Origin of the sequence: Acinetobacter sp. YH12112 (assembly GCF_013418945.1) — a bacterium.
Taxonomy (GTDB): domain Bacteria; phylum Pseudomonadota; class Gammaproteobacteria; order Pseudomonadales; family Moraxellaceae; genus Acinetobacter; species Acinetobacter indicus.
The window spans coordinates 84,350-99,161 of sequence record NZ_VPBA01000006.1 but is presented as its reverse complement, the minus strand read 5'-3'; the positions used below and the strand labels follow the sequence as shown (position 1 = coordinate 99,161).

The window sequence follows — 14,812 nt, the reverse complement described above, 5'->3', positions numbered from 1 at the left end:
CTGTTATGCCAAATTCGCCCGTCCATCCCGCCCCCATCTACCGTGTTCGTGTAGCTGTTCCGGTCTATCTGTATGACGGGTTTGACTATATGCTCAGTGCGGCTGAATATCAGCAGGCTGCCGTCGGCGCGCGGGTGCTGGTGTCCTTTGGCCGGCAGAATCTGGTGGGCATCATTATTGAAAAACTCCCGCCCGATCATCCGCTTGACCCCAAGATTAAACTGAAAGCCATTAGCGAGCTGCTCGACCAGCAGCCGATTCTAGATCAGAAAGTTTTAACTTTGTTGACATGGTCGGCGCAGTATTATCAGTTTCCGATTGGCGAAGTGATGCATAGCGCCCTGCCCAGCCTGTTACGTCAGGGACGCCCGTATAATTTACTGGCACGAATGTGGAAACTACTGGATGATCAGGCCGAAGCCAAACTGAAGCGCTCCGAGAAGCAGCAGGAGGCTTATAAAGTCCTGAAGCTGCATCCGAGCGGGACTTCAGAAAATATCCTGAATCTGGCCGGTATTGAAACTGCAACCTTAAAAGCGCTGGAAAAAAAGCAGATTTGCTATTGCGATCTGGAGCAGCAGGATTTTAGCCCGGTGCCAATGACGCTGGCGCAAATGCCGTTAACCCCGAACAGCGACCAGAAACGGGCCATTGAAACCGTACTGAAAGCACAGCATCGTTATCAGGCCTTTTTACTCGATGGTCTGACCGGCAGTGGTAAAACCGAAGTCTATCTGCAGATCATGCAGGAAGTGCTAAAACAGGGAAAACAGGTATTGGTGCTGGTGCCGGAAATTGGCCTGACCCCTCAAACCATTAGCCGCTTCCAGTCTCGTTTTCACTGTCATATTGCGCTGCTGCATTCCGGTTTAAATGACAGCAAACGTCTGCAGGCCTGGCAGGCCGCCCAGACTGGCAAGGCTTCGATTATTCTTGGTACACGCTCGGCAATTTATACCCCGCTGCCCAATCTGGGGCTGATTATTCTGGATGAAGAACACGACCTGTCATTTAAACAGCAGGAAGGCTTTCGTTACCATGCCCGCGATGTGGCCTTATACCGTGCTCATTTAGAACACTGCCCGGTGATTCTCGGTTCGGCCACGCCCAGCATTGACAGCTATGCCTTAACGGAACAGGGTAAAATGATCCGTCTGGAACTGAACCAGCGTGCCGGCCCGGCACTGATGCCGAAAATTCACATCATTGATTTAAAAGTTGCGCAAAAGCAGCAAGGTCTAAGCCTGCTGCTGATTCAGGAAATCAAAAAACGCCTGCAGAAAAAAGAACAGGTGCTGATTTTCTTAAACCGCCGCGGTTATGCGCCAGTGCTGGTCTGTGACAGCTGTGGCTGGCAGGCACAATGCCCACACTGTGATGCCAATTTTACCCTGCATCATAGTCCATATACCCATCTGCATTGCCATCATTGTGGCACCATTCACCGCAAGCCGGAGCAATGTCCGCAGTGCCAGCATAGCGAACTGAAAACCCTGGGCATGGGCACAGCCAAGGTTGAAGAAAACCTGCAACAGCTGTTCCCGGATTACGATGTGGTGCGGGTGGACCGCGATTCCACCAGCCGCGTCGGCAGCTGGCAAAAAATTTATGACCGCATTCAAACCAGCCAGCCGCTGATTCTGCTCGGCACCCAAATGCTGGCCAAAGGCCACCATTTTCCTTATGTGACTCTAGTGGCGATTTTGGATATTGATGCCGGCCTGTTAAGTGTTGATATCCGGGCGCCAGAGCGGACTGCGCAGCTGATTGTGCAGGTGGCCGGTCGTGCCGGCCGCGGTGAACATAAAGGCGATGTCTATTTACAGACCCTGCGTCCTGATCATCCGCTGCTGAGCACCCTGGTCGAGCAGGATTATCGTGCCTTTGCCCGGCAAACCTTAAAAGAACGTCAGGCCGCCCTGCTGCCCCCATTTCGCTATACCGCCCTGATTCGCTGCGAATCTAAAAGTCAGGAGCAGAATCAGCAGTTTTTACAGCAACATGCTCAATGGCTGCGAGAAAATTCTGAACAGTTAATTGATATCTGGGGACCGATTCCGGCACCAATGGAACGCAAGGCCGGCCGCTATCAGGCCCATTTAGTATTGTTGTCGCAAGATCGTGCCCGTTTACATTTTTATCTACGTGCATGGTGGCAAAATATGTTGCATCACAAGCCATCAAATATGAAACTTAGCTTAGATATAGACCCTCAGGAATTCAGTTAACCACTGACTTAGCTGCAGCCTGAGGGCACCATAACTCCTAGGATTGTCGATGTCGTTACTGCTGCAAATCACCCTGTTTCTGGGTGCCTCTTTATTACTGGTTCCGCTGCTCAAGCGTTTTGGGATTGCCACCGTACTCGGCTATCTGTTTACCGGTATTTTATTGGGCCCGAGTGTGTTCAATATCGCCAGCGACCCGGAAGCCATTCAGGAACTGGCTGAATTTGGCGTCATTTTACTGATGTTCATTATTGGTCTGGAACTCAGACCCCAGCGGCTCTGGCAAATGCGTCAGTCGATTTTTGTCATGGGCAGCGCGCAGGTGGCCGTCACTGGCCTGTTACTGGCGATTCTGGTGTTTTTCAGTTTGCAGCAGCAGATTGCCGCCAGCCTGATTATTGGTTTTGCCCTGGCCCTGTCCTCAACCGCCTTTGTGCTGCAACTTTTAAATGAAAAACAGCAACTGAACAGCAGTTATGGCCAGCAGTCTTTTTCAATTCTGCTATTTCAGGATATCGCCGCCATTCCATTAATTGCAATTATTCCCTTGCTGGCCGGTACTGAATCGACTCATCATGGGCTGGCCTATTTCGCCGCGATTCTGGCCACCTTTAGCGGACTGTTTTTATTTAGCCGTTATCTCATGCGCCCGTTTTTCCGTTTTGTTGCCAAAACCGGCGCGCATGAGCTGATTACCGCGGTCGGCCTGTTTATTGTGCTGGCCGTGGTCTGCCTGATGGATGTCTTGGGGATTAGCACCACGCTTGGCGCCTTCCTGACCGGGGTGCTACTGGCCGATTCCGAATTCCGGCATGAACTGGAAGCCAGTATTGCACCGTTTAAAGGACTATTGCTCGGCCTGTTTTTCATGACCGTGGGGATGACCACTCAGATGTCCCTGCTGATCGACAGTCCACTGTTCATTCTCGGCGGCGCCTTAGTACTGCTGTTGGTGAAATTTATTTCCCTGACCGCAATTGCCCGGTATTTTAAATATTCCTGGCAAAACAGTTTGCTACTGGCCACCTGTCTGGCGCAAGGCGGTGAATTTGCCTTTGTGGTGTTACAGGTTGCCTTAACAGAAAAAGTGGTGGCACAGGCCATTTTAGAGCCGATTACCCTGATGGTGACCCTGTCGATGGTGCTAACCCCGGTGCTGTACTGGTTCATGACCAGCCAGGTGATTCCGCGTCTGAATCAGGACAAGACGCCGGAATATGACCAGATTCCCGATGCGCATCCAGCGCTGATTATTGCCGGTTTTGGCCGGGTTGGGCAGATTATTGCACGGGTGGCCTATTTGCAGCACCTACCCTATACCGCCATTGACAGCAACCTGGATAAAGTTGATTTTGTGCGCAATTATGGCGGTAAAGTCTATTATGGCGATGCCACCCAGCCCGATATTTTACGTGCTGCGGGGATTGAACATGCCAAGACCTTTATTCTGGCCATTGATGATATTGAAGACTCGATGAATGTGGCCCGGCATATCCGCCTGAATTATCCGCAGCTCAAACTGCTGGTGCGTGCCCGTGACCGCCATCATGTGCATTTATTGCGGGATTTAGGCGTTGAACACATCTGGCGTGAAACCTATTTATCTTCTTTAGGCATGGCCTATTGCGCGCTACGCGACCAGGGTATTGCAGAAGAAGATGCTTACAAGAGTATCGAATTGTTTCGCAGTTATGATGAAAAATTACTGGCCCAGCAGCAGAACATTTATACCGATGAGCAAAAAATCTATGAAACTCATCGCAATGCACTGGCCGAGCTGGAGCACCTGTTCGAGAATGATGCTCAGGTCCGGGAAAGCCCGACCGGTGTAGATTTAAAGCGTTCACTACAAAACCATCATATTGATGTAACACGTAATGAATCAAACTGACTTGTGATTTACAATATCATCACCATTAATGCAGGGTTATGGAGAATTTTATGTCTGATTTACGCCAACGCTTTTTTATTGAAGATAGCCCTGTCCGCGGTGAGATTGTTCATCTTGAAGAAGCCCTGCAAACCATTTTGGCCCAACGTGACTATGCGCCAGCCATTCAGGTCCTTTTGGGAGAAATGCTCAGTGCCACCGCTTTGCTGGCCAGTACCTTAAAAATTAAAGGTCGGATTAGCCTGCAAATTCAGGCCAGCGGTACCTTTAAATGGGCAATGGCCGAATGTAACCATCTGGGTGAAATTCGTGCTTTGGCAGATTATGAACCAGATCCACATTTCCAGCAGGCTGAAGACAGCAGCACGGTACTTAAAACCCTGGTCAATCCGGTGCTGTTTATTAATATTGAACCGGAATTTGGTGAGCGTTATCAGGGTATTGTGCCTTTAGACAAGCCAAACCTGGCCGGCTGCCTGATGCAATACTATGATTTATCTGCACAAATTCCAACCCGTATTGTACTGGCCAGCAACGACCAGCGTTCTGGCGGTTTGCTGATTCAGCTGTTACCGCGAAATAGCGAAGAAGAACAGCAACGTGTAGATGAAGATTTATGGCCACGTCTGACCATGCTGACCGAAACCCTGAAAACCAGCGAACTGACCGATCTGGAAGTTCAGGAAGTATTGTACCGTCTGTACAACGAAGAAGAAGTACGTCTGCCAGAAGTTGAACATCTTAAATTTGGCTGTACCTGTTCCAAAGAACGCTGTGCTACGGCACTGACCCAGATTGGGGCCAATGCAGTACGCGAAACCTTGGAACATCAAAACCCGATTGTGATGGATTGCCAGTTCTGTAATGCACGTTATCAGTTTACTGCAGAAGAAGCACTCGGCCTGTTTGGTGAACACCTAAGCTAAGCGGCAAGTTTTCAAGCCCACCAAGAGATCAAACTGGAGAACGGTTTGGTCTCTTTTTTATGTTCAGTTTTATGCGTTTATTCAATCTTTATGACCCTGCAGATATAGGTTCAAATAGCGCACGCTTTTTACTGAACTCAGCATCAATCTCGCTCAAGCTGTTACTCATCTTTTTTAAGCGACTGGATTACGACAAACCATACCGCTTTATTCATCTACCGCAAGCACATATTCTGTTTATAACCTGACTGATGAATTCAAGCGCACGCAATAGCTTAAACTACTTAGCAGTTTCATATCTTATTGTGATCGTTTTCACTTATTATCTCATTGATTTAACAGTATTTTCTTCTATAGAATTAGGTACTTTACTCTAATTTTAATAACGCGCATTGCGTTGTGGGATAATAATCATGAAAAAGGGATTTACAGGGATTGTTGCTGGATTGCTTTTGGCAACAGTTTCAGGCGTATCTTTCGCAGAGAATGATCCATTGGTGGGGAAATGGAAAACAATTGATGACCGTACCAGTTATTCCCGTGCCGATGTCGAAATCCGTAAAAAGCCAGATGGCACCTATGAAGGTATTATTGTTGAAACCCGCAACATTCCGGGTGCAGAAAAAATGAATATTTGCCACCAATGTCCGGGCCAGCTTAAAAACAAACCGTTTATCGGCTTGCCATTTATCTGGGGCTTTAAGCAGGATCCAAAAAACCCGTTACAGTTTGTGCAAGGCAGTGTACTCGACCCGATTGGTGGCAAAGTCTATAAAGGCAAGGCACGCCTAAGTGCCAACGGTAAACGCCTGACCTTACGCGGCTATGTCGGTGTTTCCGTGATTGGTCGTAGCGTGACCTGGATTAAATACTGATTCTTCAACAAGTTTACAAGAGGCTTCTACGGAAGCCTTCATTTTATCTTAATGATATGGACATAATTTGAAACAATATAGTTGCTCTACCCTCTGTCCGTCCCTCTCGAAAGCCTGAATAATGAATAAAATTTAAACAGTTTATTTAAACTGGAGATTAGCCAAAAGTAGGCCTGCTGAGCGTCCTTGGTGCCAGCAAAATGGCGAAAAAGCAAGCAAGGCTACGTTTCAAGCACAAAGGAATACCAAACAAAACAGCCAAATGCTGAAATATGGTTTTAAATAAAATTAATCCTTCAGATAAAACAACAAGAGCGCAGCGCATAGACCCGAAATTACGTTAGAACAACCCATGCATCTGCTCTTCCTTGTTTTAACAAGTTCAAGCTAAAAGGAGTAAGCCATGACCACGATCCAATATCGCGAAAACTCCCAGTCTGGTCGCCCACAAGCTGAAATTATAGATGAGCGCGTATCTTTTGATTTAGAGCATTTTGCTGAAGCTTGTGGTCAAAGCCCGGAATGGGTATTACAGCTTTTAGAATATGACATTCTCCCTTCACGTCCGGAAGAACGGATTCACCAGTTTTTTGGGGAAGATGTCTCTCGTGCCCGCCAGGCCTATCGCCTGCAACGTGATTTTAATGCCAGCTTTTCTGCCGTCGCCATGATGCTCGATCTGATTGATGAGCTGCAAAATTTGCGCAAAGAAGTCAAACATCTGCATTTAAGACAAAGCTAGGCACCACGCCATTTACTCTCTACAGGGAAATCTGCGTATTTCCCTCTCTTTATTTTTGGGAAAATAGACGGTCGCAATGAAAACAAAAGAATGCAACAAAAAGGTCAAACTCATGTTCCCGGAGTTTCGGGAATTAATGCAACAACTGCGCGAAGACAACCCACATTTTGCGCGCCTGTTTGAAGATCATGAACATCTGGACCGGAAAATCAGCCAGCTCGAGCTTGATCCGGTTCATCAGATTAATGATGATATCGAGGCGCTGAAACGCAAAAAATTAAAACTGAAAGATCAGATTTATCAGCTTTTGCAGCAGGCCCAGCAAAATCCTTCATCTTCACCTTAACCGGTTTTTATTGCAGTGCGATGAAATCTGCATTCTGCCCGAAAGAAAGTATATGCTTTCTTTCGGGCAGGCAAATGAAGGACTGCGTTATTTTGGTTTAAGCTGAGAATCTCGAAGAGCGTTCTGACCTTCCGGTGGTAACGGCTTGCCGGGCACATAATCCAGAAACCAGAACAGGTCAATCCGGGTCTGATCCGGTCGCTGCGAAAGCATGTCCAGCACACTTTTTTCACCGCGTCCCACCATATGCCGCCGATAAAAATAATACAGCAGCAACAAGGTGGTAATAAGCATGGTGCCAAGCATCACCCAGAAAGCATAGGGTGAATCCAGCCCCGGAATCATCACGAAATTCATGCCATAAATTCCGGTTAACAGGGTTAAGGGTGCAAACACCGCGGTAATAATCGCCAGAATCCGCATATTCTCATTGGTCTGGTTGGCAATGGCAGAAAAATGCAGGTCAATGGCCGCCTGAATGGCACTTCTTAAACGCAAGGTATGTTTCTGGATGCGGGCCACATGGCTGCTTAAGTCATCTACCCGCACCAGCATGATTTCCTGTTTTTCACTGCGTTTCTTGCCTTTTAAATGCAGATAGTTTTCGACAATTTCATCGCGCAGTTCCTGCAAGGTATCAATCTGTTCTTCACACAGATTTTCCACATGCTGAAATGCCATATTTTCCTGTAGCAACTGATGCCACTGGTTAAAACGGCGATGGCCCTGCAACAGCTCACGCTGCCAAAACTCGACCCGGCGGGTTAAAGGATGGCGCAGGTTTAAATAGTCATCGACCATACTGTTCAGTAAACGTAAGGCCAAATCTAGAGGCGAGGTTGCCAGTTTTTTCGGTTTATTCTGCTCTTCAACCGGCCGGCTTAAAATGGTGTCTAAACGGGCAATATAATTTTCAATGGCTTTATTGCCCTGCTCACGCACCGTAATAAGTATCTGCGGGGTCAGAATAAAACTGACCGGTGTGGTGCTTAAGCCAAACACATGCTCATGCGCTTCGTCATTAAAGTTATAAATCTGGTCACCCGGGGTAATCAGTTTGCGGAAAATCAGCAGGTCATAATCTTCCAGACTATCGAAATTGCAGGGATGTTCCAGATTTAAAATATCGCGCAGATGATATTCGTTCAGCCACAGCTGGGTGAGCTGCAGTACCTGTTGCTGCCACTGTTCCGGATGCTGGCGTACATCTTCCCGGGTATAGTCCAGCCAGATAAATTCTGCCTCGGCGGCCGGCTCCCGATGCAGAAATAACTGTTGTGTGGTGTCATGAAGGGAAAAATGATACTGTTGCATCCGCGTGCATCCACATTCCTGTCATTTTATTTTGCGATCATGCCATAAAAAAGCCCGCTTCATAAAGCGGGCTTTTTCAATTCATCAGGGCCTGAAATTAAGCCTGATCAATGTCTTTCATGGTTAACTTGATACGGCCACGGTTGTCGACATCTGCAACCTGGACTTTCACTTCCTGGCCTTCTTTCAGTACGTCAGTCACGTTAGCTACACGCTCATTTGAAATTTGAGAAATGTGCAGCAGACCATCTGTACCTGGCATGATGTTTACGAAGGCACCGAATTCAACAATACGAATTACTTTACCGGCGTAGATTTTGCCTGGTTCAACTTCAGCAGTTAAAGCCTGAATTTTGGCAATAGCCGCTTGTGCAGCTGCTTTGGTTTCACCAAATACGCGAACGGTACCGTTGTCTTCAATATCAATTGCCGCTTTGGTTTCTTCAGTGATTTGACGAATGGTTGCACCGCCTTTACCAATCACGTCACGGATTTTGTCCGGGTTGATGGTAATGACCTGGAAGGTAGGCGCATGCATTGAAATTTCTGGACGTGCACGTGAAATCACTTTGTTCATTTCGTTCAGGATGTGCATACGACCGGTATAAGCCTGGTTCAATGCCACTTCCATGATCTCTTCAGTGATCCCTTCGATTTTGATGTCCATTTGCAGCGCAGTAATACCGTTGGCAGAACCGGCAACTTTAAAGTCCATGTCGCCCAGGTGGTCTTCGTCACCCAGGATGTCAGAAAGCACTGCGAAACGCTCGCCTTCTTTGACCAGACCCATCGCAATACCCGCAACTGGTGCTTTTAGTGGAACACCGGCATCCATCAGTGACAGAGATGCACCACATACAGACGCCATAGAAGATGAACCGTTCGATTCAGTAATGTCCGATACAATACGGATTACATACGGGAAGCGGTCAGCTGGTGGAAGCACAGCTTGTACACCACGACGCGCCAAACGACCGTGACCGATTTCACGACGTTTAGGACCAGATTCACGACCAGTTTCACCTACAGAGTATGCAGGGAAGTTATAGTGCAACATGAAATTGTCAGTTTTGGTACCTGCAAGGGTATCTACCATCAACGCATCACGAGTGTTACCCAGTGTAGTAGTGACTAATGCCTGAGTTTCACCACGAGTAAACAGTGCAGAACCGTGAGCACGGTCTAATACGCCCACCTGGATGTCCAGTGCACGAACAGTTTTGGTATCACGGCCATCGATACGTGGCTTACCAGACAGGATGTTGTCACGTACAGTACGGTATTTCAGGTCTTCAAACAGTTCATTCACTTCGTCAGCCAGACCAGTTTCGTCACCTTCTGGAACGAATTGAGCCAGTGCTTCTGCTTGAAGTGCATCAAGCGCAGCATAACGCTCTTGTTTAACAGCGATGGTATATGCTTCAGAAATTTTCGCTTCGAAAGCTTCTTTCAGTTTGGCACGAAGTTCTTCATTTTTCTGTGGAGCAACCCAGTCAGATTCTTTTGCACCAGCAGCTGCAGCAAATTCTTTGATCGCTTGGATTGCAATTTGCATTTCGTCATGACCGAACAAAACTGCACCCAGCATTTGGTCTTCAGACAGTTCTTTCGCTTCAGATTCAACCATTAGTACTGCAGATTCTGTACCTGCAACAACAAGGTCAAGATCAGATTGAGCCAATTGTTCAAAGCTTGGGTTTAGAACGTATTCACCATTGATCAGACCAACACGTGCTGCACCAATTGGGCCACGGAACGGTGTACCCGCAATTGCCAGTGCTGCTGAAGTACCTAACATGGCAGCAATATCCGCTTCCATGGTTTTGTCAGAAGAGACAACTGTTGCTGTTACCTGGATTTCGTTGTAATAACCTTCCGGGAACAATGGACGAATTGGACGATCAATAAGACGTGAAATTAAAGTTTCTGCCTCAGACGCACGGCCTTCACGTTTGCCATAACCACCCGGAATACGGCCAGCAGCGTATTGCTTTTCTTGATAGTTTACGGTTAGTGGGAAAAAGTCCTGACCGGCTTTTGCTGTTGGCTGTGCAACTACCGCCACCAATACCGATACACCACCCATGGTGATTAAAACCGAGTTGGCCTGACGTGCAACACGACCGGTTTCCAGTACCACGTTGTAATGACCATATTGGAATTCTTTACGAATAATATTAAACATTGACATGTATTTTTGTTTCCTGATTTTATTCTAGTGGAGACCCCTAAGGTTTGGCATTCACGACTCAGGTTCAAGTAAATGACAAAGCTTAGAAGCCGACCTCACTAGAAATATAGGTTTTTTAAACACAAAGAAGGAGCGAAACAATCGCCCCTTCTTAATTACCCGGTCAACGCCGGGTACACTTTAGTTTTCAGACATACAGCGCAACGCATGCAATAACCCGAAAATAAAAGTCTAAATCGAATTAACGACGTAAACCTAAAGCACCGATCAACGCAACATAACGACCGTGATCTTTACCGTTTAAGTAGTCTAATAATTTACGACGTTGGTTAACCATACGGATCAGACCGCGACGGCTATGGTGGTCGTGTTTGTGCTCTTTGAAGTGACCTTGTAAGTCATTGATTTGAGCAGTTAAAAGAGCTACTTGAACTTCTGGTGAACCAGTGTCGTTTTCAGCACGAGCAAATTTAGCGATGATCTCTGCGCGATCTGCGTTTGTTAAAGCCATTCGATTTCTCCGAGATGCTTATAAAATACCTTGATAAAAATCAAACCGATGTCAAGCATCTGTCTGACTGCCGTGCATCACTACAGCAAGTGCATTATTTTAAGACAAAACCGCTTAAATTGCAAAACACAACGCGAAAAAGCCATGAATTATCCGATGCGATGTCACATGAATGATGCAGCGTCTGCCCGGAGGATTGATTCTATTCTTGACATCCTCACCCACCTGAAAGGAGGGTAATTCCTACTGCTAGACGCTTATGCCCAAGCGCAAGTATGTTCTTGGCGGAGTTTAAATCGCGTTGATTTACACTTCCGCATTCACATTCCCATACTCTTATTCGCAAATCTGCTCTATCTTTCGGACTGCTTGCGGTGATTGCACCGCAGCTCGAACAGGTTTGGGTTGTGAATCTCTCGTTGACTTCCTCAAACATGACCCCTGCGTTCTCGCATTTATACTTGAGCATGGTTTTGAGTGCTAAAAATCCTGTATCTAAAACAGATTTCGCCATTTTAGTTTTTACAAGTTTGTTCGCACTTAGATCACCAACGACAATCAGTGCATTGTCTTTCACCAGCTGGGTGCTAGCCTTGTGCAAATGGTCTTTACGACAGTTTGCAATCTTGGCGTGTAATGCACGGACACGCTTTTTATTTCTCGCTCTCTGAGCAATCCCTAATTTCTGTTCATATTGATGGTAGAACTTGGGATTGGAAATGATCGTACCATCTGAACAAGTAGCAATATCTTTTAAGCCTAGATCAATACCCACGGCTTTTGTGGCGGTAGGTTTGTTTTGTTTGGGTGAATCAACCACTAAGCAGACATACTAACGTCCACGACTATCCTCTACAAATGAGCCTGTTTTAATGCTGTATTTCGATAGTCCGTAACTATCCCATAGCTTGAATTGATGCTTGCCATACTGAACGTATCCATCGGCATATTTAATAGCGACCTTTTTAAAGGGTATCCAACCTAGTGATCTTCTTGCTGATTTCTTATTACTGACACGCCATCTCAATTTTAATTTTTTGAACTGTTTTCTGCGAGTGACCAATTCTTCTGTTACAGCCTGAATGGTTTGGCTATGAAGACTACATTCCTTTGATGCGCCTTTCGTGTATTTAGCAATATCGTATGCTGAAAAGAATTGTTGTTTGCGCTGTAGGTGTTTGAAACACAAATCATTGACATAGTTCCAGACAAAATTAACTTCAGATGCCAATTGGTCTAGCACCTTACAATGTTTGTCTTTTATACGTAATTTAAGTGTTTTCATGGGCTTATATTAGCTCATATTAGGCTTGAAATAATGTTTTTTAGCAATTAAACGACATTTCATGTCGTGTCGCTTATATCTCTGACCTGAAAGACAGAGGTTTACGCTCCATTTGATAAAACACCGAGTAGAAGCCCAAGATGATCAAACGCAAATAAGCCAAGATGGAATAAAAATAGCCCGGGAATAAATTCCCGGGCTATTTTTTGCGCTGTAGTTTCTTCTTTTTTCGTTGTTCTAATTTTATTTATTGTGATGTATAGCGAGGCTTTGGCCTTCTTCTAATCAACATTCCCTGTTTTAATTGGCTTTCCTTATGTGATAGATTTTGCCACAAGCCCTTGGGGAAAGAAGCAGATAATTACCTCTCTCCTTGTACGTTTTCGCTTACGTCGATGAATGACGCTTCATTTTTTTGATTTTGAACTGCCAATAAAAAAGCCCTGTAGTCTCTCCCAAAACTACAAGGCTTAGCGGCTGTAAGTTTCCTCTTTTTTTCACCTACTTCAATGTAAGCTCGCTGTCTCTCGACTTTCTTATTCTGGTTTTGCGATTTTCCTCAACTTTCCGTGTTGAGCTTTTGTGTGAAGTCATCTTCTCAAAAACTCAGGCAAAGCTCTATGCGCAAATTTCTCGAATCGTTGTAAGCATTTTCTTACAACGGCCGGGTTTATTTATGCCAACTTTATAATGACAAATGTTCATTTACTTTTTCTAACACACCACTGTTACGGCTGGTTTTCACGGTTAAGGCCTGTACCAGCGCCTGCCGGTCGGCCAGTAAACTCACCACCGATTTGGCCCGGGTAATGGCGGTATAGATCAGTTCCTTGCTCAGCAGATTCTGTGCGGCCTGATCCAGCACTACCGCCACATGCTGAAACTCCGAACCTTGAGATTTATGAATGGTCAGAGCAAATGCGGTTTCAATATTTTTTGGCAAGCGTGTGGCTGGCACCCATTTATCCAGACTCGGGAAATACACTTCAAACTGCCGGTTGCCCTCACGCAGACGTTGCAGACACAGGCCAATATCACCGTTGGACAGGCCGAGCTGATAGTCGTTATAGGTCATCATTACCGGCCGGCCGACATACCAGTCGCCCTGCTTGGCCACGTCCAGAGCCAGTTGCTGCAACAAACGCTGCTCAATCTGCATGTTCAGCTGTTGCAAGCCCAAGCCACCATGCCGAATTGCAGTCAGAATCCGATACTGGTCAAAGGCTTTCACCACCTGCGCCACCACCGCGTCCGGATCATCGGCCTGTAAATACTGTTTTAGGCTGTGCACATAGCCCTGATAGCCCAGCATCAGTTTGTCATAATAGCCCTGCCCGGCTATGGGATCCGGGGCTTCATCGGGTAAATATTCCAGTTGCAGTACATCGGCCATGTCCTGCGTTAAAGTTACGGCCTGTAATTCGCCCGGCTGCACCAGCTGTGCGGCAAACTGCTGCAAGATTTGCGCGGCCGGCTGTTCAGCCGTTTGCTGCTGAATAAAGCGGGCCATTTCACCAATTAAGGCACCGGCTTTAAAACGGCGACTGGTGACCAGATGCACATGATTATCTGCCAGTGCCGGCACCTGCTGTAAATCGGCCAGCACCGAACCAACATCGACCGACGCCAGCTGCTGCGCATCCCCAAGTAAAATCACCCGGGTCTGTTCAGCAATGGCATTGAACAGCATGCTGGCCAGATTCAGGTCCAGCATGGAAGCTTCATCAATCACAATCAGGTCATAAGGTAAAGGCTGCCGAGCATGAAAACGTGGCTGCTGCCGGTTGCCAAGGCCCAAAAGCCGGTGGATGGTAATCGGGGTCAGGCGTTTGAGATCGTCACTGACCAGATTGGCAATTTTCGGATCATCAAAGGAATTCTGCAGTGCTTCTTTCATACGCTGCGCGGCTTTTCCGGTCGGGGCCGCCATGGCAATCCGGATTTCCGGCAAGGCCTGGTTTAGCACGGCAATAATCCGCGCCAAAGTATAGGTTTTACCGGTACCCGGGCCGCCCGTAATCAGGTTAAAAGCGGTAGTCGCGGTCATTTTGAGCGCCTGCTGCTGGTGCTGGTCTTCCAATAAATGTAGATAGTCCGACACATCTACCGCCGTAACAGCTTGCTGTTTTAAGCGTGCCACCTGCTGTGCCAGCGCCGACTCCAGCGCCCAATAACGGTACAGGTATAAATGCTGCTGGTCATAAATAAACGGCGCCACCGAACCCGGTTCAGAACCGGAACCGACCAGATTGGCCAACGCTGCCACCTGTTCGGCAGAAGCGGCTATACAGCTGTCACCATTGAGAGTAGCCTCCAGCAACTGCGCGATGATTTTAGCGGAATCTTCTCGCTTTTCCGCCTGAAAAAAAGGCGCCTGTAAAAGATAGTTACTCCAAAGCGCAAACCATGCCGGGGTTTGGGTTTCAGGCGTTGCTGCTAAAACTGTCCGCTGGTTGTCCACACTATTATCCTCAAAGTTATCCACATGCTAAATCATTCTTTC

The 14,812-nt window shown here is 46.9% G+C and carries 10 protein-coding genes and 1 pseudogene; 6 read left to right on the top strand and 5 right to left on the bottom strand.

The features are described from left to right. The first annotated feature begins 5 nt into the window (after nucleotides 1-5). From FTU50_RS03795 to FTU50_RS03770, 6 genes are all read left to right on the top strand, one after another. Nucleotides 6-2,228 carry a primosomal protein N' gene (locus FTU50_RS03795; protein WP_168408507.1) on the top strand — a complete coding sequence of 741 codons (2,223 nt, stop codon included), beginning with the start codon at nucleotides 6-8 and terminating at the stop codon, nucleotides 2,226-2,228. 49 nt (nucleotides 2,229-2,277) lie between these two features. Further along, complete coding sequence (locus FTU50_RS03790; RefSeq protein ID WP_016659637.1) at nucleotides 2,278-4,119, top strand: monovalent cation:proton antiporter-2 (CPA2) family protein; 1,842 nt, start codon at nucleotides 2,278-2,280, stop codon at nucleotides 4,117-4,119. A 50-nt stretch (nucleotides 4,120-4,169) separates the two neighbouring features. Beyond that, nucleotides 4,170-5,045: an Hsp33 family molecular chaperone HslO gene (locus tag FTU50_RS03785; RefSeq protein WP_005181862.1), complete on the top strand. Its 876-nt coding sequence runs from the start codon at nucleotides 4,170-4,172 to the stop codon at nucleotides 5,043-5,045. Nucleotides 5,046-5,458: 413 nt separating this feature from the next. Further along, complete coding sequence (locus FTU50_RS03780; protein ID WP_005181860.1) at nucleotides 5,459-5,920, top strand: DUF2147 domain-containing protein; 462 nt, start codon at nucleotides 5,459-5,461, stop codon at nucleotides 5,918-5,920. 403 nt (nucleotides 5,921-6,323) lie between these two features. Continuing rightward, nucleotides 6,324-6,662, top strand: coding sequence for a chaperone modulator CbpM (locus FTU50_RS03775; protein WP_005181858.1), 339 nt, complete (start codon nucleotides 6,324-6,326; stop codon nucleotides 6,660-6,662). A gap of 76 nt (nucleotides 6,663-6,738) precedes the next feature. Further along, entirely contained in the window at nucleotides 6,739-7,008 is a 270-nt protein-coding gene (locus tag FTU50_RS03770; RefSeq protein WP_034598128.1) for a YdcH family protein, read from the top strand. 87 nt (nucleotides 7,009-7,095) lie between these two features. Here the strand turns inward: FTU50_RS03770 and FTU50_RS03765 are convergent, their stop codons facing one another. From FTU50_RS03765 to recD, 5 genes and pseudogenes are all read right to left on the bottom strand, one after another. Continuing rightward, the gene (locus FTU50_RS03765) at nucleotides 7,096-8,322 is read right to left on the bottom strand and encodes a CorA family divalent cation transporter (protein ID WP_180054572.1); all 1,227 of its coding nucleotides are present in this window, start codon (nucleotides 8,320-8,322) and stop codon (nucleotides 7,096-7,098) included. Between the two features lie 97 nt (nucleotides 8,323-8,419). After that, a complete protein-coding gene (pnp, locus tag FTU50_RS03760; protein WP_180069507.1) occupies nucleotides 8,420-10,507 on the bottom strand; it encodes a polyribonucleotide nucleotidyltransferase in 2,088 nt (695 codons plus the stop codon). A 247-nt stretch (nucleotides 10,508-10,754) separates the two neighbouring features. Next, entirely contained in the window at nucleotides 10,755-11,024 is a 270-nt protein-coding gene (gene rpsO, locus FTU50_RS03755) for a 30S ribosomal protein S15 (protein WP_004637724.1), read from the bottom strand. 217 nt (nucleotides 11,025-11,241) lie between these two features. Next, a pseudogene (locus tag FTU50_RS03750) lies at nucleotides 11,242-12,309 on the bottom strand (RNA-guided endonuclease InsQ/TnpB family protein). Between the two features lie 685 nt (nucleotides 12,310-12,994). Next, entirely contained in the window at nucleotides 12,995-14,770 is a 1,776-nt protein-coding gene (gene recD, locus FTU50_RS03745) for an exodeoxyribonuclease V subunit alpha (protein ID WP_127801100.1), read from the bottom strand. Nucleotides 14,771-14,812 lie beyond the last annotated feature (42 nt).